The following is a 24,213-nucleotide window of genomic DNA, read 5'->3' as shown; positions in this document are numbered from 1 at the left end:
GAGCGACCTTGCCGATGCAGACCAACGAGGCCGCGCCTGCGTAGTTTCCGGGCGGGTCGCCGGCCCTCTCTTCCACCTCGAAATCAGCGATGCGGGAAGGAGGGACCCGTTACCGCGTGGCGACGCGCAGCTCCGCTTGCTGTCGATACGCGGCCTCCAGGCGCTCGGCCACGAGATGCTGCAAGCGCCAGAGATGGTCGTCGAGAATGCCGGCATCCGCGCAGGCCTGTGCCGTGCGGAACAGATATTCCGCACTCGGGCCGAGATGCCCTGCGCCGGTGGCGATCCGGTCGGCGATCTCCTCCTCCGCGAGGCGCCCGGTATAGCGGTCGCTGGCGCGATTGACGACGAAGGTCAGGGCGCTGACCGGCCCGGTCGGGGTTTCGACGACGACCCAGCGTCCCGCATAGCCTCCGCCGCGCATCTCCCGGCGCCAGACCGGCATCAGGGTCTCGACCGGATCCGATCCCCTCAGGCGAAACACGATTCCGCAGCAGATGCCGCCCCGGTCGAGGGCAAGGACGAGGCCCGGCCGTTCGCGGCTCCCGCGAAACCGCCGCTGCAGCAGGCAAAAGCGCCGGTGATAGCCTCTCACCGTGCCGACGCGCCGCTCGGCCACGGCGAATTCCGGCTGCCAGATCAGCGAACCGTAGCCGAACACCCAGAGCCCTCCATTCTCCGTCGGCCGGTGCCGGAGCATCCTGTCGAGGCCGGGCGCGAGGTCGAGATCGCTGATGAGATGCAGGGCGCTCGCATCGTCGGCGACCGGAGTCGGATGGGCACGGGCGATGAGGTCGAGGGTCAGCGAAAGGGGGCGATGCCGCATGGTTGGTATCGGAGCATCACCGGTCTGTCCGGGCAACCCGTCCGGCGCGGGATGGTCGTCAACCGCTCACATTCCCGATTGCCTCCAATTCCTTGAACGGCTCCGTCCGGTGGCCCTCGCAGACCTCCTCGACATCCTCGAGGATGCTGAGCTTGCCGGCCTCCTCCCGAATGACGACCTTGGCTTTTTCGCCCTTGAGGAAGCGGCGGCCCATCATCCTGGCGGACACACAGTAGAGCGTGCGTCCGTCGTCCTGGAACGGTCCCGCGATGCGGCTGTGCTCGAAACGGACCGGGATCACCGAGATCGAACCGAAGCCGCTCTGGCGAAGTGCCAGGGCGGCCACCCGCTCGCGCATGGTGAAGCTGGCAACGGCAGCGGGAGCCGGTTCACGCCGCCCGCATCCAGCGAGCGTGAGGGCGAGGAATGCCATCGCCGCGACAGTGACCATGGATCGCGGCAGCAACGGGCCGTTACGGGCGATGCCATGTCGGGAGAGTACCATGGGAGGGGAGCACCTAACGGCGGAACCCGAAGCGTAGCGTTTGACACGCTGCGCGGGAATATATGGATCACCACAATCCAGCGCGTTTCTCGATGCCGTCGGCCCGTTTCCAACGCATTCGCCACGCCTTAATGAGAGGGCCATGCAATGGACCGATGACGGCGTGGTGCTGGGGCTGCGCAAGCAGGGCGAGACGGGAATCGTCCTCGAAGTCATGACCGCGTGCCACGGCCGCCATCTCGGCCTCGTCCATGGGGGGCGTTCGCGGCGGATGCAGCCGGTGCTCCAGACCGGCAACCACGTTCGCCTCACCTGGCGCGCGCGTCTCGACGAGAGCCTCGGCGCCTTCGCGGTGGAGCCCCTCGAATCTTCGGCGGCGCGGCTCATGGGCTCGGGGCTCGCCCTCTACGGAGTGACCCATATGGCGGCGCTTCTCCGTCTGCTGCCCGAGCGCGATTCCCATTCCGCTCTCTACGAGGCGGCCCGCGTGCTCATCGCCCATCTCGACGACCGGGTGATCGCCCCCCTCCTGATGGTACGGTTCGAGCTCGCGATCCTGGCCGAGCTCGGCTTCGGCCTCGATCTCACCGCCTGCGCGGCCACGGGCGGCAACGATGCGCTGGTCTACGTCTCGCCGAGGACCGGGCGGGCTGTCAGCGCCTCGGCCGGGGAGCCCTTCCGGGACAGGCTGCTGGCTCTGCCGGGCTTCCTTCTCGAGCGGGAGAAGGGCCGGGGCGGCTCCATCTCGCCGGACGAGAGAGATGTAGCCAATGGATTTACCTTGACGGGGTATTTCCTCGACCAGCACATCTGGGGACCCCGCGCCATCGCCCCTCCGGCAGAGCGGGCGCGATTCGTTGCGTTGGGGACGCAGAGCGATTAAGTTCCGTTCTCGTTATGTTCTGATATGGGCCATGTCCGGCCCGGGAGTTCGTCATGGGCCAGCCCTTCGATCCACCGTCGGGATCCGACGGTATCGAGAGCGTCGAACTGAAGTCGGCGCTCGAAGAGCGTTACTTCGCCTATGCGCTCTCCACCATCATGAACCGCGCGTTGCCCGATGCCCGCGACGGCCTCAAGCCGGTGCATCGGCGCATCCTCTACGGCATGCGGCTGCTCCGGCTCGACCCGAACACCGCCTTCAAGAAATGCGCGAAGATCGTCGGCGACGTGATGGGCGATTTCCATCCCCACGGCGACCAGGCGATCTACGATGCGCTGGTGCGCCTCTCACAGGATTTCGCGCAGCGCTATCCGCTGGTGGATGGCCAGGGCAATTTCGGCAATATCGACGGAGATGGCCCCGCCGCCTATCGCTACACCGAGGCGCGGCTGACGGAGGTGGCGCGCCTGCTCCTCGACGGGATCGACGAGGACACGGTCGATTTCCGGCCGTCCTACAATGGCGAGAAGGACGAGCCCATCGTCCTGCCGGCGGCCTTCCCGAACCTGCTCGCCAACGGCTCCCAGGGCATCGCGGTGGGCATGGCCACCTCGATCCCGCCGCACAACGCGGCCGAACTCTGCGACGCGGCGCTCTATCTCATCGGCCATCGCGAGGCGACGTCGGCCCAGCTCCTCACCTTCGTGAAAGGGCCCGATTTTCCCACCGGCGGTATTCTGATCGACAGTGCCGAGTCGATCGCCGAGGCCTACCGTACCGGGCGCGGCGGTTTTCGCGTGCGGGCTCGCTGGGCGAAGGAGGATACGGGGCGCGGCACCTGGAACATCGTCGTCACCGAGATTCCGTACGGCATTCCCAAGGCCCGGCTCATCGAGAAGCTGGCCGAGCTGCTGCAGGAGAAGAAGCTGCCGCTGCTGGCCGACGTGCGCGATGAATCGGCGGAGGACGTCCGTGTCGTGCTGGAGCCGCGCTCGCGCAGCGTCGACCCGGTGATCCTCATGGAATCCGTGTTCCGGCTCACCGAGCTCGAAGCCCGCATCCCCCTCAACATGAACGTCCTGGTGGGCGGTCTCGTCCCGCGCGTGATCGGGCTCGCCGAGGCCCTGCGCGAATGGCTCGACCATCGCCGCGTCGTCCTCCAACGCCGCTCGCGCCACCGCCTCGGGCAGATCGAACGCCGCCTCGAAATTCTCGGCGGCCTTCTCATCGTCTATCTCGATCTCGACGAGGTGATCCGCATCATCCGTGAGGAGGACGAGCCGAAACCGTCCCTGATGAAGCGGTTCGAACTCACCGAACTCCAGGCCAACGCCATCCTCGACACGCGCCTGCGCTCGTTGCGCAAGCTGGAGGAGATGGAGCTCAAGCGCGAACTCGATACGCTGACCAAGGAGAAGGACGGGATCGAGGAACTGCTCGGCTCCGAAAAGATGCAATGGTCGGACATCACCAAGCAGATCCGGGCGGTGAAGAAGACCTTCGGGCCCGAGACCAAGATCGGAGCTCGTCGCACCACCCTTGAGAACCCGCCCGACACCGCCGGGATCGATTTCACCTCCGCCATGGTGGAGCGCGAGCCGATCACCGTCATCGTCTCGGCCAAGGGCTGGATCCGCGCCCTCAAGGGGCATGTGGCCGATCTGTCGGGCGTCGCCTTCAAGGGCGATGACGCCCTCAAGATCTCGTTCCTCAGCGAGACTACGGCGAAGATCCTGGTCCTGGCCTCCAACGGCAAGGTGTTCACCCTGGAAGCGGCGAAGCTTCCGGGCGGACGCGGCTTCGGTGACCCGATCCGCTTGATGGTGGATTTTGACGACGGCGCCGAGATCGTCGCCGCCTTGCCGTATCAGCCAAGCGGCAAGCTCCTGATCGCGGGCTCGGATGGGCGCGGTTTCCTCGCCCCCGCCGACGCGCTGGTGGCCAATACCCGCAAGGGCAAGGGCATCATGGGGCTCGACGAGCCGGCCCAGGCCATGCTGCTCGTGCCTGCCAGCAGTGGCGATCATGTCGCCGTCTGCAGCGCCGACCGGCTATTGCTGGTCTTCCCGTTGTCGGAATTGCCGGAACTGTCGCGCGGCAAGGGGGTGCGCCTGCAGCGTTGCCGCCAGAGCACGCTCACCGACGCCCATGTCTTCACCCTGGCCGAGGGCCTGCCCTGGCGCGACAGTGCCGGTCAGGAGCGACTCGCCAACGCGGCACTGCTGGAGAAGTGGATGGGCCACCGGGCCGAGGCCGGCACTCTGATGACCCGCAGCTTCCCGAAATTCGAGCGGTTCGGGAGGTAGGTGTCCGGGAGGGGCGAGATTCTGTGGGGTCTCGGGTGTTCCGGGACCGCTCAGCGTATCCCCGGGACCAAGACCGCAGGAGCGATCTCGCAAAACGAGACGGCACCTTCGGGGAGATAGCTTTGCCTACGGGTGGCCCGGCATATTCGAAGCAGGGGCCGCCTTTTTCGTAAGGCTCAGCGGCGGCGGAACTGGCCGCGGATCGGCGGGCGCGGACCGGAGGAACGCTCGTCCTTGTGACGGAACACGAGGCGGCCCTTCTCGAGATCGTAGGGCGACATCTCGACGGTGACACGGTCGCCCGCCAGAGTCTTGATGCGGTTCTTCTTCATCTTGCCGGCCGTGTAGGCCACGATCTCGTGGCCCTGGTCGAGCTGCACGCGGTAGCGTGCGTCCGGCAGGATCTCGATCACGAGACCGTCGAACTGCATCAACTCTTCTTTCGCCATCCACACTCTCCAGCCGGAACGCCAGAACGGGGCATTCCGGGACACCAAAAACATAGCCGTTCGGCAAAACGCTGCGGGCGGCGGGTCCGATCCCATCGGATGCGCAACACCGGCGAGCGTCGGCGAGACATAATGTTCGCGCGTTCCGTAAGCAAGCTTTTACCGCCGTGAACGGTATCCCGTCGACAGAAAAGCACATCCTGTCCTGAGACCGGGAAATCTTCGTTGGTGCTTCAACTGCCCGGTCATCCTCTCGGCTCGTCCCAATCCGAGGCGACAGCTGCCTCATCGGGTTGGCGGCAAGGCGCCACTTTTCGCCCGGATCAGGGCGTCACGACATTGCCGGCGTAGTCGATACGGCCGTCGGGGGTCTTCCTCCAGACCTGCAGCTGGTAGCCGGGCGCTTTGGTCTGGCCTTTGTCGTCGAATGCGACTTCGCCAAGGGCGGTCTTCAGCGGCGCACCGCCATGGAGGAACGCCGCGACTTTGCGGCCCTCATTCGATTTGGCTTGCTCGACGGCCTGTCTGAGGAGCTCGACGGCGGCATAGCCCTGCGCCGCGACCATGTCGGCCTCCGGACTCCTCGGCTTGGCCGCCGCTCCCTTGGGCTCCGGCAGCTTTCGCGGTTCGGGGGCAAGGGTCATCACGGTCCCCTCGGCGCCGGGACCGGCCCCGGCGGCGAACTCCTTGTCGAGCAGTCCATCGCTGCCGACGAGGGGAATGGCCAGACCCGCTTCCCGCAGGGAACGGATCAGCAGCCCCGCTTCCGGCGCAAGGCCACCGAAATAAACGACCTCGATCCGGGCGCGCTTCAGGCGGGCGACGAGGGCGGAGAGATCCTTGTCGCCGCGGCCGAGGCTTTCGAAAGCGCTCTCCGCCTGTCCATTCGTTTTGAGACTGCGAGCGACGTCGTCGACGAGACCCCGACCGAACGTGCTCCTGTCATGGACGAGGCCGATACGCCGCCCTCTGAAACGCTCGAGGAGATAGCCCGCCGCGATCGGCCCCTGCTCTGCATCGCTGCCGCCGAGGCGAAAGACGTTCCAGGCTCCACGCGTGGTCAAGGCGGGCCAGGCGATGCCGACCGTCACGGCGACGATCCCCGCTTCCTCGTAGACCGGCAGCGCCGATGCGGCCACGGCGGCATTCAGCGGCCCGATAACGAGGGGCACGCGATCGGCGGCGAATTTCCGCGCGACGGCCAGCCCCTGCTTGCCGTCGCCGGCATCGTCGGCAACGACGAGAGCAAGCTTCCGGCCCGAGGCTCCCGTCGCGCGGTTGAGATCCGCCACCGCTTGTTCGGCCCCTGCCCGGAGGCCCTGCCCGAAGGCGGCGTCAGGCCCGGTCAGGGGAAGCGAGAGCCCGATCCGGATCGGCGCCTGCGCGGCGTTCTGCGCCACGGCGCCGGACGGTGAGAGGGCAAGCACAGCGAGTGCGGCCGAGGGGAGAAAGGGTCTCATGGAACGGGGCCCGGAGGATTGGCGAGTAGAGGGCCCGATCTTCATAGCGCGCGCCAGCGGATTTGGCGCGGCCTGAAGCGCGCGTGCGCCCCGGCGACGAGACGCCTCCTCCGTGCTCGTCCGCACGTTTCGGAGATGGGACGTCCGGCAGGCATGGCATGGGCTTCGCCTCCGCATTGTGCCATCCGCGCCGGAGCTTATCTCCCCGAGGCGGCGTTGCGTGAGTGCCGTCATGCTCGAAGACGCGCAGCGCGCGGAGTGTCCCATGCTCTCCACCGAAACCGATATCCTCAACGCGGCCGAGTCGTGGCGCCGTAGCGGGCGCGGCGTGGCGCTTGCCACCGTCGTCGAGACCTGGGGCTCCGCGCCTCGCCCGGTCGGCAGCCACCTCGTCGTCGACGAGGGCGGAAACTTCCTCGGCTCGGTCTCTGGCGGCTGCGTCGAGGGGGCCGTCATCACCGAGGCACTGGATGCCATCTCCGATGGACGGCCGCGGGTGATCGAGTTCGGCGTTGCCGACGAGACCGCCTGGCGGGTGGGATTGTCCTGCGGCGGGCGCATCCGCGTCTTCGTCGAACGCATCGACTGAAGCGGCGCCATGCAACTCGATTCTCTCCGTGCCCTCAATGCCGAGCGCGCCGCGCGCCGCGCCGCGCTGCTCGTCACCGACCTCGATGACGGCAGCCAGCGTGTGGTCCGCGAGGCCGAGATCCCGGCCGATCCCCTCGCCGACATCCTGGCGCGGCGCCTCGCCTCGGGAAAGAGCGGCCTCGTCGAGGTGGAGGGGCGGCAGCTCTTCCTCACCGTCCAGGCTCCCAAGGTCCGGCTCGTCCTCATCGGGGCAGTGCATATCAGTCAGGCTTTGTGCCCGATGGCGGCGGCGATCGACCTTTCGGTAAGCGTCATCGACCCGCGAACGGCCTTCGCCACGCCCGAGCGTTTTCCTGAGGTTTCCCTCGTGCCGCTCTGGCCGGACGAAGCCCTCGCAGGCCCCGTGCCGCCCCTCGACCGCTATTGTGCCGTCGCCGCCCTGACCCACGATCCGAAGATCGACGATCCCGCGCTGATCGCGGCCCTGAAGGCCGAGTGCTTCTATGTGGGCGCCCTCGGCTCGCGAAAGACCCATGCCGCGCGGGTCGAACGCTTGTCGCAGGCGGGGTTCTCGTCGGAACAGATCGGGCGGATCGAGGCGCCGATCGGCCTCGATATCGGTGCCGTGAGCCCGGCCGAGATCGCCGTCTCCATCCTGGCGCAGGTCGTCTCCACCCTGCGCGGCGCCGATCCGCGCGCTACCAAACCCGGAGTTCCCGCGTGAAGTTCGGTTCGGTCGCGATCTCGCAAGCCGCGGGGCTCATCGCGGCCCATACTCTGCGGGCCGACGATGTGATCGTCCGCAAGGGGCGGCCGATCGGGAGTGAGGATGCGCGCCGTCTCGGTGAGGCCGGCCTCGACAGTGTGGTGGCGGTGACCCTGGAGGCGGGCGATGTCGGCGAGGACGAGGCCGCCGCCCGCCTCGCCGGCCGGGTCGCGGGGGCTGGCCTTTCGGCAAGTCCCGCTTTCACGGGACGCTGCAATCTCCACGCGGAGGTGCCGGGCCTTCTGATGATCGACCGCGCCGTCATCGACGCCGTGAACGGGGTGGACGAGGCGATCACGCTAGCGACCCTGTTGCCTTTCCGGCCTGTCATCCCCGGCGAGATGGTGGCGACCGTCAAGATCATCCCCTACGCCGTCTCGGCTTCCGCCCTTGAGCGCGCGTGTGGGATCGCGACGCCCGAGGCACTGACGGTCATCCCCTATCGCCGCCGCCGGGTCGGCGTCGTCTCGACCCTGTTGCCGGGGCTGAAGGAGACCACCATCGCCAAGACCCTGCGCAACCTCGAGCGCCGGCTGGCGCCGACCGGGGCCGGGATCGTCTCGGATATCCGGGTGTCGCACGAGGCCGGTGCCATGGCCGCCGCCCTTCGCCAGACCATCGCCCCCGACGAGGCCGATCTCGTCGTTGTGTTCGGCGCTTCGGCCATCGCCGACCGGCGCGACGTCATCCCCGCCGGTATCGAGGCGGCGGGCGGTGAGGTGGAGCATTTCGGCATGCCCGTCGATCCCGGCAACCTGCTTCTGGTCGGCCGTATCGGCGACGTCCCGGTCATCGGTGCGCCGGGATGCGCGCGCTCGCCCGCAGAGAACGGGTTCGACTGGATTCTCCACCGCCTTCTCGCCGGCCTCGTCGTCAGCCGGGCCGATATCGTCGGGCTCGGTGTCGGAGGCCTGCTCATGGAGATCGTGTCCCGTCCGCAGCCTAGATCAGGCGAGGAAAGCGCGCTGGACGAGGGTATGGCGGACGATGCCTGATCGGATCGGCATCGTCCTCCTCGCCGCCGGGCGGGGGACGCGTTTCGGCCAAGCGTCGAAGATGCTCGGCACCCTCGACGGCAAGCCACTCGTGCGCCACGCGGCCGAGTCAGCGGTCGCGGCGAAACTCGGGCCCGTGGCGGTCGTAATTGGCGCGCATGGCGCAGCAATCCGGCAGGCACTCGCCGGCCTCGACCTGCGGTTCATCGACAACCCGGCCTATGCGGACGGGCTGTCGACCTCCCTGCGGTGCGGGCTCGACGCCCTGCCGGAGCCCGCCGGACTCATCGTGATGCTGGGGGACATGCCGCGTGTCCGGCCGTCCCACCTCGCCACCCTGGCCGCCGCCTTCCTGGCTGCCGATCCGGTGCCCGCCGCCATCGTCCCGGTCCATCTCGGCGTGCGCGGAAACCCGGTTCTCCTGAATCGCGCGCTCCTCGCGCCCGACCTCGCCTCGCTCACCGGTGACCAGGGTGCCGGCCGTCTCCTCGCGGCGCGGACGGACATCGCCGAATGGGAGATGGATGCCGCCGTCACCTTCGACATCGACACGCAGGCCGCCCTGATCGCTGCCGCCGGTGCTTGATCAGGAGGCCTTGCCCGACCGCTTCGCCTCGTTCCGGCACCGGTCGGAACAGTAGCGGACCTCGTCCCAGACACGTTCCCATTTCTTGCGCCAAGCGAAGGGCTTGCCGCAGGCGGCGCAGACCTTGGTGGGCAAATCCGCCTTCTTGCGCATGCGTGGCATAGGATTTTTGTCCTATCGCCCGAGCTGCCCGACATCCGCGACGGCGACCGGGCTCCAGCGGGTGATCTGGATGAAGCCGTCGCGCGCGGCGATCACCACGTGGCGGCGGTAGCGGTGGACGATCGTTCCCGGCGCATGGCGGTGCGGCTCGCGCCAGCCCTCCGCCGCCGCCACGAAGATGGAGTTGTCGCCCAGCCGCGCAATGGTCTCGATGGTGCCGAAGGCCCGCATCCGCCGCAGGATCGCCTCGACGTCGGTACGGAAATCGAGGGTCCTGTCCGCATCGGTGGCACGGGCCCAGTAGGAGCCTTCGCCCTGGGGCTGGGCCGCCTGCCAGCGCGCCGGCAGGTCACGCGCGATCGGTCCCGAGGCGAGCCGCCGGGCGGCGATCTGGCATCGGGCCAACAGGGTCTCATGGGTCTCCTGCGGCGCCATCGCGAAGGTCTCCTGCGCGAGGATGTCGCCTGTATCGAACCCCTCCTCGGCCAGCACATGCGCAGTCACGCCCCAGCTGTCGCGTGCATCGGTGATCGCCTTGAACAGGGGATAGGGGCCGCGCCCCACCGGCAGGGGCGAGGGATGGAAGTTCAGGGCGTAAGCGGCCCGGTTGCGCCAGCCCTTGATAAGCCAGGGGTAACCGGCCACCACCAAGGCCCAGTCCGTCCCGTGGGTCTGCGTCAGGGCATCGAGATCCGCGAGCTTGATCCGGGAAAGCTGCATCGGGATGCGATGTCGGCGGCTCTGGGCCACGACCGCCTCGTTGTGATCGTAGAGCCCGTCGCAGGGCCGGGTGAACAGCTTGATCGGAGTCCATCCGGCTTCCACCAGCGCTTCGAAAACGCCTCCGAGGAAATCGATGCCGGCGAAGGCAAACTTCATGAACATCCCCGGGGCGTGGTTGCGAGACGTGCGACTCTACGGATGGGGCCTCACAGGCTCCACGGCAGCATGATCCGCCTTACCTAACCGATCCGGCAGGGAATGGGAGCGGTCATGAACCGGGTTGTGATCTACGGCGGAACCGGCGGCATCGGCATGGCCACGGCGCAGGCCCTGCGTAAGCGCGGTATCCCGCTCCATCTCGCGGCACGGGATCCCCAGCGCCTCGAAGACGCCGCCGCCCGTCTGGGAGACACGACCTTCACGGCCGGCGACGTCACTGACCCCGCCCATTTCACCACGGTGACGCAGGAAGCGGGCGGTTTGCTCGCAGGCCTCGTCTACGCGGTCGGGACGATCAACCTGAAGCCGCTGGCCAAGCTGACCGCCGACGACGCGGTGACGGATTTCAAGCTCAACGCCCTCGGCGCACTTCTCGCTCTCCAGGCCGCGGCGCCGGCGCTGAAAGCTGGTGCAGGCGAGGCAGGGGCGGGCGTCGTCCTGTTCTCCACCGTGGCGGTGGCACAGGGCTTTCCGGCCCATGCCTCTGTCGCCATGGCGAAGGGAGCGGTCGAGGGTCTCGCCCTGTCCCTCGCCGCCGAACTCAGCCCTCAGATCCGGATCAACGTCGTCGCCCCCTCGCTGACGCGCACGCCGCTCGCCGCCCCGATCACCGGCAACGAGACGCTGGCCGCCGGGATCGCATCCATGCACGCCCTCCAGCGCCTGGGCACGCCGGACGATATCGGCGCGCTCGCCGCCTTCCTCGTCTCGGCGGAAGCCGGGTGGATCACCGGCCAGATCATCGGCGCGGATGGCGGCCGCTCGGCCCTGCGTACGAAGGGGTGACCCACCAACGCACGCTCCGCTTCGTTCTCGGCGATCAGCTTCACCGCCGCGTTTCCTCGCTCACCGATCTCGACCCGCACTCCGACATCGTTCTCATGGTCGAGGTGTGGGAGGAGGCGACCTATGTCCGCCACCACAAGCAGAAGATCGCTTTCCTGTTCTCGGCGATGCGCCATTTCGCGGCCGATCTGGAGGCCGAGGGCATCACCGTCGACTATGTGCGCCTCGATGCGCCGGGCACTACCGGCTCGTTCACCGGAGAACTCCAGCGAGCGGTCGCGCGGCACGAACCCGACAGGATCGTCGTCACCGAGCCCGGCGAGTGGCGCGTCTGGGAGATGATGCAGGGCTGGCGTGATGACCTGCCGATGCCCGTGGAGCTTCGCGAAGACAACCGTTTCCTCTGCCCGCGCGCGGATTTCGCACGCTGGGCCGAGGGACGGCACGCTTTGCGGATGGAGACGTTCTATCGCGGCATGAGAAAGCGCACCGGCCTCCTGATGAAGGACGGTGAGCCGATCGGCGGTCAGTGGAACTTCGACCACGACAACCGGAAGAAATTGCCACGCGGGCACCGCCCCCCGGAACGCCCGGGCTTCGCGCCCGATGCGATCACGTCCGAGGTCATCGCCCTGGTCGCGGACAGGTTCGCCGGGCATTTCGGCGATCTCGATGCCTTCCGCTGGCCCGTCACCCGCGCCGACGCCATCGTCGCTCTGAAGCACTTCCTGGCCGAGTGTCTTCCGCGTTTCGGCGATTACCAGGATGCGATGAAGTCGGGCGCGCCGTTTCTCTACCATGCGCTGATCTCGCCGGCATTGAATGCGGGCCTGCTCACGGCGGGGGAGGTCTGCCGGGAAGCGGCCCGCGCCTATGACGAGGGAGCAGCGCCGCTCAACTGCGTCGAGGGCTTCATCCGCCAGATCCTCGGATGGCGCGAATACGTCCGGGGGCTCTACTGGGCCAGGATGCCGGCCTATGCCGAGACCAACACCCTCGGCGCCAAGCGTGATCTGCCCTGGTTCTACTGGTCGGGCAAGACGCGCATGAACTGCCTTGCGCAATGCGTCGCCGATACGCGGGCCCATGCCTACGCCCATCACATCCAGCGGCTGATGGTGACGGGCAATTTCGCCCTGCTGGCCGGTATCGAACCGGCGCAGGTGGAGGAATGGTATCTCGTGGTCTATGCCGATGCCTACGAATGGGTGGAGTTGCCCAATGTCCACGGCATGGTCCTGTGGGCCGATGGCGGCGTCATGGGCTCGAAACCGTATGCGGCCTCGGGCGCCTACATCAACCGGATGTCGGATTACTGCCGGGGCTGCACCTACGACGTCGCTGCCAAGTCCGGCGAAAGTGCCTGCCCGTTCAACTACCTCTACTGGAACTTCCTCATCGAGAACGCGGATCGCCTAGCGGGGAACCCGAGGATGGCGATGCCCTACCGTACCCTCGACGGATTGGGCGAGCAGCGACGGGAGGAGATCACGACTGACGCGGCCCGCTTCCTGGCCGGCCCGGAGATGCGTCCCGCCCCGCCCTGAATCTCACCAGGGCTGCCAGACGGCCAGGGTGACATAGGGGCTTCCCCCGCCATCGGCTTCGGTCTGGTAGCCGAGCGAGGCGCGGAAACTCACGTCGCCGATGCGAAAGTCGGTGGCGTGGACACCGATCCCGAACTTCGAGTAGCCGCTTCCATCCAGATAGAAGGTAGCCTCCGGGCCGAGATAGGTCCCCCACAGGCCATGACCCCAGGCGAGCCGGCCCCAGGCGCTCTGGCGTGTCGAGCCGAGGATCGCAGTGGCGGTGAGAAGAGTGGTTTGCGTCGGCCGCGCCCAGACCTCCCCGTGCAGCCTGATGCCGTAGCGGTCGGGCAGAACCAGCGTGCCGACGACGTTCCGCTCCACTTCGATGCTTCCCTCCGGACCAGCGAAAGCGGCGACCACGCCCCAATCGCGGAACCATTGGTATCCGGCAAGCACAGCTCCGAGCGCCGTAAGGCGGGTCTGATCCGTGGAAATGCCCCGTATCGTCGGGCCGCGTTCGGCCCTCGCCCCTGCGCCGCCGCTCGCGAGGATAGCGAAGCCGTCCCGATCGCGCCCGTCGAACGTGATCTTCGCGCCCGCCGTGATGAAGGGGGATGCTCCGGCATCGAGGCTGCCGAAGATCAGTGCCGAGATCGAGCCATCTTCCGCTTGAGCCGGGTTCGAGACAAGGCCACAGCAGAGTGCGGCGCAGCACATGAGCATCGGATGAGCCGAATGCAGTGATCGTCTCGTCGATCTGGCCGGTCGTCCCACGTCCCTTCTCGCTCCGTATTACCGGAGGGCAAATGTACGACATCCTATGAGAAGTTGTACTGGTTCGTGAATATTGGACTGTGGGTCGTGCGCGTAGGCCACCCAAGCCGATTTGCGAACAAGCGCCGTTTTGCTTTTGTTCTATTTGATAAAACTTCAGGATGTATTTTCTTAATTTTAGGTTGCGGGGTGTCCGTGGTCGATCTGCCGGTATGTTCGGTCCGCCTCGGCAATGGTGGACCCGCGATGCCGCATGGAGGTCAAAGCTGATTCGGTTGGCGTCGGGCGGGGACTAGGATAGAGCCCGCGGCAGGACCGTCGCCAAAGGCCGAGTTTCTTGTCACCAGCTGCTCGAACGTCCGAAGTTCTCACGGTGCTCGCGGCACAGGAGACGGATCGCTTGACCATCGGCGACATCGTCGCGGTGCTGAAGGACCGTGCCTTCGCCCTGCTCATCGTCATCCTCGGCCTGCCAAATTGCCTGCCGATGCCCCCGCCGATCCCCTTGGTCTGCGGCCTGCTGCTGTTGCTCGTGGCCGTTCAGATCACGGCGGGGATGTCGTCGCCTTGGCTGCCCCGCGCGCTCCTAAGCCGCTCGATCGCCCGGAGCGACGTTGAGCGGGCCGCCAAGCGAGCGGTGCCGCTGCTCCGGCGCCTGGAACGCTGGTCGCGTCCGCGCATGAGCCTGTTCGAGACCGGCCTCGGCATGCGGACGGTAGGGCTGATCCTCCTCACCCTGTCGCTCGCCCTCGTGGTGGCGGCGCCTCTTGTGGGACAGATCCCCCTCGGTCTGGCCATTTGCCTCGTCGGCCTTGGCCTCGTCGAGCGGGATGGCCTGCTGGTCGTCATGGGTCTCGGCGTCGGTGCCGTCGGCGTGCTTCTGAACGCCGGCTTCGTCTACGCCATCGTCTCGGGCCTCATGAGCCTCTTCAGCGTGTAGACTTTTATCAGGTATCCCTGACCCCGACCCATGGTCGGGATCAGGGAGGTCCGGCGGACGGCCGCCGCCGCGCAGTCGCGCGGGCGGACCTCGATGAGTCGGGCTCATCGAGGTCCGGTGCTAGCCTTCGAGGTGGCGCGGCTTGAACAGGCGCCAGACGAGGCCGCCTCTCGGTCCGAACAGGAGCGAGGCGAGGTAGAGGCTTCCCGCCGCCAGGACGATCGCCGGGCCGGTCGGAAGGTCGGCGCGATACGAGGCGGTGAGGCCCGCGAAGCTCGACACCATCGCCACCAGCATCGCCATGGGGATCAGGCCCGACAGGTCGGCGGCCCAGAACCGCGCGGTGATGGCGGGCAGCAGCATCAGCCCCACCGCGAGCAATGTCCCAAGCGCCTGGAAGCCTCCCACGAGGTTCATCACCACGAGGCCGAGGAAGGCGTAATGCACCGGCCCGCCGGCACGGCTGACCGTGCGCAGGAACAGCGGGTCGACACATTCCATGACGAGGGGGCGGTAGAGCGCAGCGAGGGCGAACAGCGTCACCGTAGCGATCCCGCCCAGAAGCAGCAGCGCCGGGTCGTCGAGGGCCAGAACCGTCCCGAACAGGATGTGCAGGAGATCGATCTGCGAGCCGCGCAGGGAGACGAGCAATACGCCGGCCGCCAGGGAGATCAGGTAGAAGGCGGCGAGACTCGCATCTTCCTTGATCGAGGTCGTCCGGGTGACGATGCCGGCGAGCAGTGCCACGAACAGACCGGCGGCGAGGCCCCCGATGGTCATGGCCGGCAGGGACAGGCCGGCAACGAGGAAGCCCACCGCCGCCCCCGGCAGGATCGCGTGGCTCATGGCGTCGCTCATCAGGCTCATGCGCCGCAGCATGAGGAAAACCCCGACCGGCGGGGCCGACAGAGAGAGGGCGAAGCAGCCGGCCAGCGCCCGGCGCATGAAGCCGAACTCGATGAAGGGACCAAACAGGAGATCGATCACGCGGCGTGTCCGTGGTCGTGACGATGATCGTGCGCGTGACCATGGGGATGATCGTGAGAGTGATCATGCAGGTCCCCGCCTTCGGAAGGGGGTGGTGCGTGGTGATGCCCGTCGCCGCGCCCGCATATGGCGGCGTCCTCGTCCCAGGCCTCGGACAGGGCCTGCGCGCGCGCGAGGTTCTCCCGGGTCAGCACCGTCTCCGTGGCGCCCCAGGCCACCGGCTCGCGGGCCAGTAGCAGCGTCGTTGGAAAATGTGCCTTGACCTGATGCAGGTCGTGCAGGGCCGCGACGATGGTGCGTCCCTCCCCATGCCATCCGCGGATCAGGGCGATCAGATCGGCCGTGGTGCGCCCGTCGATCCCGGTGAACGGCTCGTCGAGGAGGATGATGCGAGCGTCTTGGACGATGAGCCGCGCGAACAGGGCGCGCTGGAACTGACCGCCGGACAGGGTGCCGATCAGCCGGTCCTCGAAGCCGAGGAGGCCCACGGCCGAGAGGGCGCTGACCAGCGTCCGGCGGTCAGGGAGCGCGCTGCGCCAGAAGCCGAGGCGCCGCCAGCGTCCCATCGCCACCAGATCGAGGACGCTCAACGGAAAGCTGCGGTCGATCTCGCCGGCCTGGGGCAGGTAGGCGATGGCATCGGCACCACCGGGCCGGTCGATCCGTCCGTCGAGGCAGCGGATTTCACCGACGATCCCCTTGAGCAGGGTCGATTTTCCCGCGCCGTTGGGACCGACAAGCGCGAGAAGGGCTCCGGCGGGAATAATCCCGTCCAGATGATGCACGGCGGGATGGCGATCGTAGCCGAGCGTCAAACCACGCAAGGCGATGGCGCCGGGCGGAGCGGGGGCGTGTGTCATCGTTATCCCATGGCCCAGACGATCGCCCCCCAGACCAGCCCGGACAGGATCGCGGCGAGGACCAGTCGCGAGGCGGCCCCGGCCTGGAACAGGGAACGACGGGGGGAGGGTTTGATCTGGGGAGGACGCGTCACAGCGGTTCGGGTACCAGGAAAGGGCCAGATTTGTCCGAACGGGGGCGGCGAACTATCTCTGGTGCTGATACACTGTAACATCGCATCAGTTCAACGTGCCGGACCATATCGACCGGCGATCAGGGGAGGATGGCGTGCACGACCATAGTGCCGTCCACGAGCATGCCGCCTGCTGCGGCAATGCCACAGACACGCTCGCACGGGCGGAGCGTCTCTGCGCCGAGCGCGACCTGCAATTCACGCGGCTGCGGCGGGACGTCCTCGAGGCGGTGGCGTCCGAGGCGAAGCCGCTCGGTGCCTATGACATCGCGGAGCGTCTCAGCGGGCAGGGGCGCCGGGTCGCCGCGGTCTCGGTGTACCGTGCCCTCGATTTCCTCACCGAGAACGGCCTCGTCCACCGCATCGCCAGCCGCAACGCTTTCGTCTCCTGCGGCCACCAGCACGGGGACGGTGCCGGGCTCGTCTTCCTGATCTGCCGGACCTGCGGCAGCATCGACGAGACGACCTCGCCGGAAGTGGACGACCAGCTCGACAGGACTTTGGCGAAGGCCGGCTTCAAGCCCTCGAGCCGGATTCTCGAAGTCGAGGGCGAATGCGGTTCCTGCTCCGGTCGTGAGCCGAGCCCATAGCGACCCGATGCATGGGGCTCAGCGGGCGTTGCGATAGGCCCTGCGCGAGACGACCGTCTGGATCATGATCTGGATGTCGAGCCAGACCGACCAATTGTCGATGTAATGCAGATCGTGGTTCACGCGCCGCTCCATGTCGAGATCGGTCAGGGTCTCGCCGCGCAGACCGTTCACCTGTGCCCAGCCGGTGATGCCGGGCATCACGTTGTGGCGACGGGCATATTGGGCGATCCGCCGTTCGAAGCTGCGATCGTGGGCGAGGGCGTGAGGACGCGGACCCACCAGGGACATCTCCCCCATTAGGACATTGATGAGCTGGGGCAATTCATCGAGGTTCGTCCGGCGTAGGATGGCGCCGATCCGGGTGATCCGTGAATCGTGGCGGGTCGCCTGTCGGAAGACGGCGTTCTGCTCCGTCTTCATGCTGCGGAACTTGAACACGCCGAACGCCTGCTGGTTGAAGCCGTAACGGCGCTGGCGGAAGAAGACCGGCCCGGGGCTGTCGAGCTTGATCAGCAGGGCAATGGACGCCAGCAGCGGTGCGAGCAGGAGCAGCGCGATGGCGGCGAGGACCATGTCGAGGCCGCGCTTCAAAGCGATCTCGGTGAAGCTGAGCGGCCGGCGCCCGATATTGATGCCCGACAGCCGCCCGACCCGCGCGAGCTTGAGATCAGGGAAACGGTCCATCACCGAGCCGGGACGTAGGTGGAGGGCGGCCGGCACGCGCAGGAACGCCTCGGTGCAACGCTCGATATCCGCCGCATCCGTCCAGGGAACCAGAATGAAGACGTCGTCGGGCCGCAGGAAGCGCACCACCGACACCGCGAGGTCGAGATCCTCCGCCATCTGGCTCTGGCGCACCGAGGCGTCCTCGCGTGGATCGACCCGCCGCAGGTAGCTGGTTCCGACCACGCGCAGGTTCAGGGCTTCTGCGTCGTTATTGGCGTGGAAGCTGGCGATGTCATCTTCGAACCCGACGAGATGGATGCGATTGATCGACGGCGAGCTCGGGCTTGTGGTCTGCCGGATCAGGCCCACGACGACGAGACGGGACAGGTAGAGGGCCGGCAGACCGGCCAGGAAGAAACCGATGGCCGTGGCGCGCGAGAACTCGGTCGTGGTCTTGGTCGCGAAGCCGACGACGAGAACGATCGCCCAGGCGGCCAGCCAGAGGCTCGCCATGCGGCGGCGATGGGGGCCTTGGGTGAGCTGGGTCTCGATCCTGTACTCGTCGCGAACGAGATTGGTCAGAAGTACGAAGACGGCCACCAGGGCCCCCAGCTGGAAGCTCCCGGTCATTCCCGTGGTGATCTGCTGGTCGAACGCGAACTCGTAGTAGATCGCCTCTACCAGATAGGCGGTGACGATGATCGCCGCGAGGTCGGAGGCGGCTAACGCCATGGACAGGCCGAACCGGAGCGTACCTCCCCACCGTCGCGGAAGGACCGCCGCCCAGGCATCACGCCGAGCGCTCTGAGCCGAGGGCAGGCTCTCGTAGATTTCGGGAAGACGTTGCTGGAACATCTGGGACGCCGTGTACCGAAGGGAGACCAGGATCGTGCCAGAACGGGTCAGTATCCCGTCCGGCCAACCTTATCTCTGCCAGGTCCGCAAAGCTCGGACCCGGTGGCGCCGTGCCGGAACTGCCGCCTCGCCCGGAGGGGCGGTCACTTGAGGAATTGTCGTGCGCCCGAGGCTCGCTCGGCCTCGATATCTCCCTCGCGCCGACTCGGCATTTGGGTGGTCTCATCGACCTGAACGGCGGCTTCCAAGTAAAAAACTCATCCTGCGAAGCCGGAAGACCGCTTTGTCGACGGCAGGACCAACTCGCGCAGCCCCGCAAGCGGATTGCCGCCGATACAGATGGGCCGGCAGGCGATTGCAGCGCCTGCCGCGCGGTGCAGCTTTACCTTGGCCAAGCGAAGGAGGTGCATGCAAGGTCTGGCGGACCTACCCGTCGTGTGCTGGTGCACCATATACTTCAGACCGCGTGAGCCGGAGGATGCAGCAGCGAGGGAGGGCGATCAGGCGACGGTTTCGGGATGTGTCCGGGACGAGGATCCGTCCTCCGTCTTGGCCAAGGTCTGGATGGGCTCGAAGCCCTCGAATTGGGGATGGCCGAGATAGAGAGGTTTCGTCGAGGGTGCCCGGCTATGCGCCTTTCGAAACTGCTCTGACCGGGTCCAGGCTTCAAAAGCCGATTTGGAGGCCCAAACGGTATGGGATGCATAAAGGACATGGTCTTCATAGGCTGGGCCGCGAAGCAGCTGGAACTCTACGAAGCCTTCCATTTCGCCAAGTTGGCTATCACGACCGAGCCAGACCTGTTCGAACTCTTCCGTTGCGTCGGGGACGACCTTGAATCGATTCATAGCGATGAACATTGAGGACCTTCTTCGTCAGGCCAGTCCGAGGGTCGACCGGCCGCCTGGGGTGCTATCCTAGGCCTTAAGAGGCGGATTAAAAAATAATATGAAAACGATTAATTTTCATCTAAATAGTGCTTTTTGCGTCATTGGCATCATGAGTTAGAAGAGCGGCTTCATTTCATTTGCGTCGGGGCTTCACTGGGCGACCGTCGTTTGCATGGGCAAATTTGTGGTCACTCTTGCCATCCTTGCCTCATTTGTGGTCAAGCTGTTTTCGCGCATGCTTGATCCTATCGTACCGATGGTGTTCTTTGGATGTTCCAGGACATTGCCGGCCCTCCCGGGGCGGACCGTGAAGATGATAGACTCACATTCGTGTGACCCTTAACCCTTCCGAATGAGTCGCGTGGCAGATGGCGACTTGGTTGGGGATCGAAACAGCCGGCCAAGACCGTATTGAGCACTGAAACGAGTGATGATGCCCAAGCAAACCACCGACGTCGACCGCCTAGTTGGGTTGCGAATCACCGCCTTGCGTAAGGCCCGCGGCCTGAGCCAGACCGCGCTCGGAACCGCCGTTGGCGTAACGTTCCAACAGGTCCAGAAGTACGAAAAGGGGCAGAACCGGGTCGGTGCCGGGCGTCTCCGCGAGATTTCCCGCCTTTTGGAGGTTCCGGTCTCGGCGTTCTTCGAGGAAGACGATGCGGGCGGAACGCAATCCGAAGTGTTCGGCTTCCTGAGCGCTCATGGGGCGATCGAGCTTCTTCAAGCCTACGCGTCCATTGAGGACGACCAGCTTCGGCGTGATGTTCTGGCACTCGTCCGGACCGCAGCAAAGATGGGAAAACGTTCAGAGCTCCCCGTCGCTGTTTGAACGTTTTTCCATCATCCAATGAGATGGAAGAAACTTCCGGACACGTGACCGCATCGGTGGCCGGCCATCCCTTGCGAAACGCCTTCCGCGTCGGTCACCGCCGCTAAGGCGATGTCTTCGCCCGGTGGAGGTGTGAGCTCGCTCGCATAGTGAAACTCGTGGCCGACGAGGCGTGAACCCGCTCTTCCGAGGGCGCCGTCGCCGACGAGCGTCGCCACGCGGTAGCCCAGATGCAGTCGCCGCACCTTGTAGGAGGTCGCGACCGGAAGCAGATCCGCCATCGCATGCGTGACGCCGGCCGCGTCTTCCAGGCTGCGTCCAAGGACCATGTAGCCGCCGCACTCGCCATGAACGGGATTGTGTTCGGCAAAGCTCCGGAGGCCGATCAGGAACCGGCCCGCCGCTGCCAGTTTCCCGGCATGAAGCTCAGGATATCCGCCCGGTAGCCAACAGGCGTCACAGCCCTCCGGGGGCGCCTCGTTGGAAAGGGGTGAGAAGGCGACCAGTTCGGCGCCGGCGGCGCGCCAGCCCGCCTCCATATGCGGATAGAGAAACGAGAAGGCCTCATCCGATGCGATGGCGATGCGCTGTCCCGGAGGAGGGGGCAAGGCGGCATCCGACACGTCCGGCAGGCGTCCCGACGCGGCCGCGAAGATGGCGTCGAGGTCGAGACCGGCCTCCGCCAGATCGGCGAGGCGGTCCAGCCGCGCGGCGAGGTCGCCCGTCTCGCGAGCCTGGACCAGACCGAGATGACGCTCGGGCAGGGAGAGGGTCGCGTCGCGCATGAGCACTCCGAGGACCGGGATGCCGACCCGCGCGAGACCGGCCTCGACCAGACGCCGATGGCGGGCGCTGGCGACCTTGTTCAGCACGACGCCGGCGATGCGGATGCGGGGATCGTAGCGGGCGCAGCCGAGTGCCACGGCGGCGGCCGATTGGGCGGCCCCCGAGACGTCCACGACTAGCAACACCGGCCAGCCATAGCGGGCTGCGATGTCGGCATTGGCGCCGGTTCGCCCTTCGCTGGCGACGATGCCGTCGAACAGGCCCATGGAGCCTTCGGCGATGACGATATCGGCGCCATGGCCCGCCATCGCCGCCACCGAATCGAGCATGGCATCCGGCATGGCGAAGCTGTCGAGATTGACGCTGGGATAGCCCGTGGCGGCCTGGTGAAAGGCCGGGTCGATATAGTCCGGCCCGCATTTGGCGCCGCGCACGGCGAGACCGCGCCGGGCGAGCGCCCGCATCAATGCCAGCGTCACGGTGGTCTTGCCCGAGCTCGACCGTGGGGCGGCAACGAGAAGGCCGGGCGGATGCGATCGGTCCGTCTTCGTCATGACTCGACTCCGGGAGCCGGCTGCCCCGTGGGACGGAATCGCCGGTCGTAATCGGTGGAGTAGAGCGCGCTCTCGCGGAACTCGCTGGCCGCGAGGGCCGGGCCGACGAGGATCAGCGCCGTCCGATCGAGACCGGCGGCGCGAGCATCCTCCGCGATGGTGGTGAGGGTACCTGAGATGACGCGTTCGTCCGGCCAAGTGGCCCGGAACACCACGGCGGCGGCGCAATCCGCCCCGTAGAACGGCACGAGCTCGGTCACCACGGTCTCGATCACGTGGATGGAGAGGTGCAGGGCCAGGGTCGCGCCGGTGGCGGCGAAGGCTTGGAGCGTTTCGCGCTCAGGCATGGCGCTGGCGCGGCCGGAGGTCCGGGTGAGGACCACCGACTGGGCTAGGCCCGGCACGGTGAGTTCGCGCCGGAGCAGGGCGGCGGCGGCGGCGAAGGAGGGCACGCCCGGGGTCACCGTGTAGGGAATGCCGAGGCGGTCGAGGCGGCGGGTCTGTTCGGCCAGCGCGCTCCAGATCGAGAGGTCGCCCGAATGCAGCCGCGCCACATCTTGCCCGGCTTCGTGCGCGGCGGTGATCTCGGCCACGATCGCGTCGAGGTCGAGGGGGGCGGTGTCGACGATGCGGGCGTCGGACGGGCACCAGGACAGGATCTCCGGCGCCACCAGCGAACCGGCATAGAGGCAGACGGGGCAGCGCGCGATGAGATCGCGCCCGCGGATCGTGATGAGGTCGGCCGCACCGGGGCCGGCGCCGATGAAATGTACGGTCATTCCGCCTGAGTGGCGAAATACGCGGGAAGCGCAAGGGCACATGTCACCGCTGGTGAAGCGATGCGCGGCAGAATGAGGGTTCCGCCCTCGCCGGCCACGGCCAGAGCGGCGGCTTCCGCCACCGATCCGACTTGCCGGCTCGCCTCGATCCGGCCCGAGCGAGTCGGTACACGCGCATCGACGGCGATCATCTCGGCGGGTGACCTTCCGACGGGTACGAGGCCGAACACAGCGGCGGCCTCGACGATCGACGGTTCATTCGCGCGGTCTTCAGCGGTGGCGATCACGCCGAGCCGGTCCGGCTCATGGCCGCTTTCGGCAAGCGCGCGCTGGATCAGGGCGACGATCTCGTCGGGCATGGCCCCGTGCCGGAAGCCGATGCCGGCTACGATGAGACGGGTTGCCCACGTATCTCGAAGGGCCGTATCATCGTCAGACAAGTCGCGGGCCCCTCCTCCCCACAAGGGGGAGGGGAAGCGCGTCAGGCACCGCCAAGCCGCCCGTCACCGCTTCGTCCACACCCATTGCGTCACCGGCATTGCCGCGCGCCAGCCGTGGAGATGGCCGACCGGATCGGCATGGGCCACCGACAGTCGCTTCAGCTGCCCGCCGAGACGGGCGAAGGCGCCGAGCAGAACCGCCTCGCCCTCGAGGGTGACGACGTTGGCGACCAGACGGCCCCCAGGCCCGAGGGCGTCGAGGGCGCGGTCGAGCACGCCAGGACGCGCGACCCCGCCGCCGATGAAGATCGCGTCCGGCCGCTCGAGGCTTTCCAGGGCGGCGGGCGCCTCGCCCTCGACGACGCGCAGATCCGGTACACCGAGGCGGGCGGCGTTGCGGGCGATCCGCGCCGCACGGGCCGGGTTCGCCTCGATGGCCAGCGAGCGCAGGCTGGAACCGCGCAGCATCCACTCGATGGAGATGGAGCCGGCTCCGGCGCCGATGTCCCAGAGGCGCTGGCCGGCGCGGGGGCGCAGGGCGGCGAGGGTCACGGCGCGAATATCGGCCTTGGTGAGCTGGCCGTCATTCTCGAACCAGGTATCGTCGAGGCCGGGGCTCAGGCTGACGACGCGCGCATCGGCATCGGCCACGACCTCCACCGCCAGGGTGTTGAGCGGATCGATCCCGGTGAGGGTGAAGGCGTTGGCCTGCGCTTCCAGCCTGCGCTCGCGCGGGCCGCCCATGGCTTCGAGGACGACGAGGCGCGAGCCACCGAAGCCGCGCTCCGTCAGCAGATCTGCGACTGCCTCCGGCGTCGTCTCGTCCCAGGTCAGGGTGAGGAGGCGGGCGCCGGGCTGGAGGTGGGGTACGATCCGCTCCAGCGCCCGCCCGTGCAGGGTGAGGCAGGTACTCTCTGCGAGCGGCCAGCCGAGGCACGCCGCCGCGAGACTGAAGGCCGAGGGGTGGGGGAACACGCACATCTCGGCCGCCGGCAGCAGCCGCGCGATCTCTGCGCCGATGCCGTAATGGAACGGGTCGCCGGTAGCGAGAATGCAGGTCGGGCGTCCGCGTCTGGCGAGGAGACCGGGATAAGCGTCGGAGATCGGGCGCGGCCAGACCCGCGTCTCGGCCCTCAACGGTGCCCCGAGGGCGAAATGGCGGGCTCCGCCATAGACCACCTCCGCCCCGTCGAGGGCGGCTGTGGCGGCGGGGCTCAGGCCCGCGCGCCCGTCCTCGCCGATCCCAACGATGGTGAGCCAGGGGGCGGTGCTCGACACGGGGGCGGCGCTCATGGACAAGG

General features: G+C 67.2%; 27 protein-coding genes. 11 read left to right on the top strand and 16 right to left on the bottom strand.

Going from position 1 to position 24,213, the window contains the following annotated elements; all coding sequences use genetic code 11:
* Positions 1 to 109 precede the first annotated feature (109 nt).
* Together ACYQOP_RS02935 and ACYQOP_RS02930 are read right to left on the bottom strand one after the other, a co-directional pair.
* Complete coding sequence (locus tag ACYQOP_RS02935) at positions 110 to 826, bottom strand: gamma-glutamylcyclotransferase (protein WP_461221076.1); 717 nt, start codon at positions 824 to 826, stop codon at positions 110 to 112.
* Positions 827 to 884: 58 nt separating this feature from the next.
* Entirely contained in the window at positions 885 to 1,277 is a 393-nt protein-coding gene (locus ACYQOP_RS02930; RefSeq protein ID WP_461225173.1) for a hypothetical protein, read from the bottom strand.
* Between the two features lie 196 nt (positions 1,278 to 1,473).
* On the opposite strand from ACYQOP_RS02930, the gene recO reads away from it, so the two are divergent.
* A complete protein-coding gene (gene recO / locus ACYQOP_RS02925; protein ID WP_461221075.1) occupies positions 1,474 to 2,214 on the top strand; it encodes a DNA repair protein RecO in 741 nt (246 codons plus the stop codon).
* A gap of 53 nt (positions 2,215 to 2,267) precedes the next feature.
* The gene (gene parC, locus ACYQOP_RS02920) at positions 2,268 to 4,520 is read left to right on the top strand and encodes a DNA topoisomerase IV subunit A (protein WP_461221073.1); all 2,253 of its coding nucleotides are present in this window, start codon (positions 2,268 to 2,270) and stop codon (positions 4,518 to 4,520) included.
* A 176-nt stretch (positions 4,521 to 4,696) separates the two neighbouring features.
* Here parC and infA read toward each other — a convergent pair whose 3' ends face one another.
* Both infA and ACYQOP_RS02910 read right to left on the bottom strand, forming a co-directional pair.
* Positions 4,697 to 4,969, bottom strand: coding sequence for a translation initiation factor IF-1 (gene infA / locus ACYQOP_RS02915; RefSeq protein ID WP_018045296.1), 273 nt, complete (start codon positions 4,967 to 4,969; stop codon positions 4,697 to 4,699).
* Positions 4,970 to 5,292: 323 nt separating this feature from the next.
* Entirely contained in the window at positions 5,293 to 6,429 is a 1,137-nt protein-coding gene (locus ACYQOP_RS02910; RefSeq protein ID WP_461221072.1) for a branched-chain amino acid ABC transporter substrate-binding protein, read from the bottom strand.
* Between the two features lie 265 nt (positions 6,430 to 6,694).
* Here ACYQOP_RS02910 and ACYQOP_RS02905 point away from each other — a divergent pair, with 265 nt between their 5' ends.
* Genes ACYQOP_RS02905 through ACYQOP_RS02890 form a run of 4 tightly spaced genes read left to right on the top strand, consistent with a single transcriptional unit; the run spans position 6,695 to position 9,367 of the window.
* A complete protein-coding gene (locus ACYQOP_RS02905; protein WP_056432390.1) occupies positions 6,695 to 7,018 on the top strand; it encodes an XdhC family protein in 324 nt (107 codons plus the stop codon).
* Between the two features lie 9 nt (positions 7,019 to 7,027).
* Entirely contained in the window at positions 7,028 to 7,744 is a 717-nt protein-coding gene (locus tag ACYQOP_RS02900) for an XdhC family protein (protein ID WP_461221071.1), read from the top strand.
* The gene (locus tag ACYQOP_RS02895; protein ID WP_461221070.1) at positions 7,741 to 8,781 is read left to right on the top strand and encodes a molybdopterin-binding protein; all 1,041 of its coding nucleotides are present in this window, start codon (positions 7,741 to 7,743) and stop codon (positions 8,779 to 8,781) included. The genes ACYQOP_RS02900 and ACYQOP_RS02895 overlap by 4 nt, the downstream gene beginning before the upstream one ends.
* A complete protein-coding gene (locus ACYQOP_RS02890) occupies positions 8,774 to 9,367 on the top strand; it encodes a nucleotidyltransferase family protein (protein ID WP_461221069.1) in 594 nt (197 codons plus the stop codon). Before ACYQOP_RS02895 ends, ACYQOP_RS02890 begins: the two co-directional genes overlap by 8 nt.
* Here the strand turns inward: ACYQOP_RS02890 and ACYQOP_RS02885 are convergent, their stop codons facing one another.
* Entirely contained in the window at positions 9,368 to 9,529 is a 162-nt protein-coding gene (locus ACYQOP_RS02885; RefSeq protein ID WP_419951096.1) for a DUF2256 domain-containing protein, read from the bottom strand.
* Between the two features lie 12 nt (positions 9,530 to 9,541).
* Positions 9,542 to 10,408: a formyltransferase family protein gene (locus tag ACYQOP_RS02880; protein WP_056431836.1), complete on the bottom strand. Its 867-nt coding sequence runs from the start codon at positions 10,406 to 10,408 to the stop codon at positions 9,542 to 9,544.
* A 114-nt stretch (positions 10,409 to 10,522) separates the two neighbouring features.
* Between ACYQOP_RS02880 and ACYQOP_RS02875 the strand changes: the two genes are divergently transcribed.
* A complete protein-coding gene (locus tag ACYQOP_RS02875) occupies positions 10,523 to 11,257 on the top strand; it encodes an SDR family NAD(P)-dependent oxidoreductase (protein WP_461221068.1) in 735 nt (244 codons plus the stop codon).
* Positions 11,254 to 12,804, top strand: a complete 1,551-nt coding sequence (locus ACYQOP_RS02870; protein WP_461221066.1) for a cryptochrome/photolyase family protein — start codon at positions 11,254 to 11,256, stop codon at positions 12,802 to 12,804. The genes ACYQOP_RS02875 and ACYQOP_RS02870 overlap by 4 nt, the downstream gene beginning before the upstream one ends.
* A gap of 3 nt (positions 12,805 to 12,807) precedes the next feature.
* Here the strand turns inward: ACYQOP_RS02870 and bcsS are convergent, their stop codons facing one another.
* Positions 12,808 to 13,509: a cellulose biosynthesis protein BcsS gene (bcsS, locus tag ACYQOP_RS02865; RefSeq protein ID WP_461221064.1), complete on the bottom strand. Its 702-nt coding sequence runs from the start codon at positions 13,507 to 13,509 to the stop codon at positions 12,808 to 12,810.
* 388 nt (positions 13,510 to 13,897) lie between these two features.
* Between bcsS and ACYQOP_RS02860 the strand changes: the two genes are divergently transcribed.
* Positions 13,898 to 14,500, top strand: a complete 603-nt coding sequence (locus ACYQOP_RS02860; RefSeq protein WP_280136572.1) for an exopolysaccharide biosynthesis protein — start codon at positions 13,898 to 13,900, stop codon at positions 14,498 to 14,500.
* A gap of 120 nt (positions 14,501 to 14,620) precedes the next feature.
* Here ACYQOP_RS02860 and ACYQOP_RS02855 read toward each other — a convergent pair whose 3' ends face one another.
* From ACYQOP_RS02855 to ACYQOP_RS02845, 3 genes are read right to left on the bottom strand one after another with little or no spacing between them, the layout of a single operon-like run.
* Positions 14,621 to 15,445, bottom strand: coding sequence for a metal ABC transporter permease (locus ACYQOP_RS02855; protein WP_461225170.1), 825 nt, complete (start codon positions 15,443 to 15,445; stop codon positions 14,621 to 14,623).
* Positions 15,446 to 15,483: 38 nt separating this feature from the next.
* Positions 15,484 to 16,347, bottom strand: coding sequence for a metal ABC transporter ATP-binding protein (locus ACYQOP_RS02850; RefSeq protein ID WP_461221063.1), 864 nt, complete (start codon positions 16,345 to 16,347; stop codon positions 15,484 to 15,486).
* 2 nt (positions 16,348 to 16,349) lie between these two features.
* Positions 16,350 to 16,481, bottom strand: a complete 132-nt coding sequence (locus ACYQOP_RS02845; RefSeq protein WP_280136573.1) for a hypothetical protein — start codon at positions 16,479 to 16,481, stop codon at positions 16,350 to 16,352.
* Positions 16,482 to 16,615: 134 nt separating this feature from the next.
* Here ACYQOP_RS02845 and ACYQOP_RS02840 point away from each other — a divergent pair, with 134 nt between their 5' ends.
* Positions 16,616 to 17,110, top strand: coding sequence for a Fur family transcriptional regulator (locus ACYQOP_RS02840; protein WP_056431852.1), 495 nt, complete (start codon positions 16,616 to 16,618; stop codon positions 17,108 to 17,110).
* A gap of 18 nt (positions 17,111 to 17,128) precedes the next feature.
* On the opposite strand, the gene ACYQOP_RS02835 is transcribed toward ACYQOP_RS02840, so the two are convergent.
* Together ACYQOP_RS02835 and ACYQOP_RS02830 are read right to left on the bottom strand one after the other, a co-directional pair.
* Positions 17,129 to 18,634, bottom strand: coding sequence for an exopolysaccharide biosynthesis polyprenyl glycosylphosphotransferase (locus tag ACYQOP_RS02835; RefSeq protein WP_246747704.1), 1,506 nt, complete (start codon positions 18,632 to 18,634; stop codon positions 17,129 to 17,131).
* A 500-nt stretch (positions 18,635 to 19,134) separates the two neighbouring features.
* Complete coding sequence (locus ACYQOP_RS02830) at positions 19,135 to 19,494, bottom strand: antibiotic biosynthesis monooxygenase family protein (RefSeq protein ID WP_056431858.1); 360 nt, start codon at positions 19,492 to 19,494, stop codon at positions 19,135 to 19,137.
* A gap of 460 nt (positions 19,495 to 19,954) precedes the next feature.
* Between ACYQOP_RS02830 and ACYQOP_RS02825 the strand changes: the two genes are divergently transcribed.
* The gene (locus ACYQOP_RS02825; RefSeq protein WP_056431861.1) at positions 19,955 to 20,353 is read left to right on the top strand and encodes a helix-turn-helix domain-containing protein; all 399 of its coding nucleotides are present in this window, start codon (positions 19,955 to 19,957) and stop codon (positions 20,351 to 20,353) included.
* An 11-nt stretch (positions 20,354 to 20,364) separates the two neighbouring features.
* On the opposite strand, the gene ACYQOP_RS02820 is transcribed toward ACYQOP_RS02825, so the two are convergent.
* The 4 genes from ACYQOP_RS02820 to cbiE all read right to left on the bottom strand — a co-directional run bounded on the left by ACYQOP_RS02820 (position 20,365) and on the right by cbiE (position 24,205).
* Positions 20,365 to 21,693 carry a cobyrinate a,c-diamide synthase gene (locus ACYQOP_RS02820; protein ID WP_461221062.1) on the bottom strand — a complete coding sequence of 443 codons (1,329 nt, stop codon included), beginning with the start codon at positions 21,691 to 21,693 and terminating at the stop codon, positions 20,365 to 20,367.
* Complete coding sequence (cobM, locus tag ACYQOP_RS02815; RefSeq protein WP_461221061.1) at positions 21,690 to 22,472, bottom strand: precorrin-4 C(11)-methyltransferase; 783 nt, start codon at positions 22,470 to 22,472, stop codon at positions 21,690 to 21,692. The genes ACYQOP_RS02820 and cobM overlap by 4 nt, the downstream gene beginning before the upstream one ends.
* On the bottom strand, positions 22,469 to 22,912 hold the full coding sequence (locus tag ACYQOP_RS02810) for a cobalamin biosynthesis protein (RefSeq protein WP_461221060.1): 444 nt from the start codon (positions 22,910 to 22,912) through the stop codon (positions 22,469 to 22,471). The genes cobM and ACYQOP_RS02810 overlap by 4 nt, the downstream gene beginning before the upstream one ends.
* Positions 22,913 to 22,975: 63 nt before the next feature.
* Positions 22,976 to 24,205, bottom strand: a complete 1,230-nt coding sequence (cbiE, locus tag ACYQOP_RS02805) for a precorrin-6y C5,15-methyltransferase (decarboxylating) subunit CbiE (RefSeq protein WP_461221059.1) — start codon at positions 24,203 to 24,205, stop codon at positions 22,976 to 22,978.
* Between the last annotated feature and the right edge of the window lie 8 nt (positions 24,206 to 24,213).

It is taken from the genome of Methylobacterium sp. CM6247 (assembly GCF_054817925.1).
This window is presented reverse-complemented; position numbering and strand designations above follow the sequence as displayed.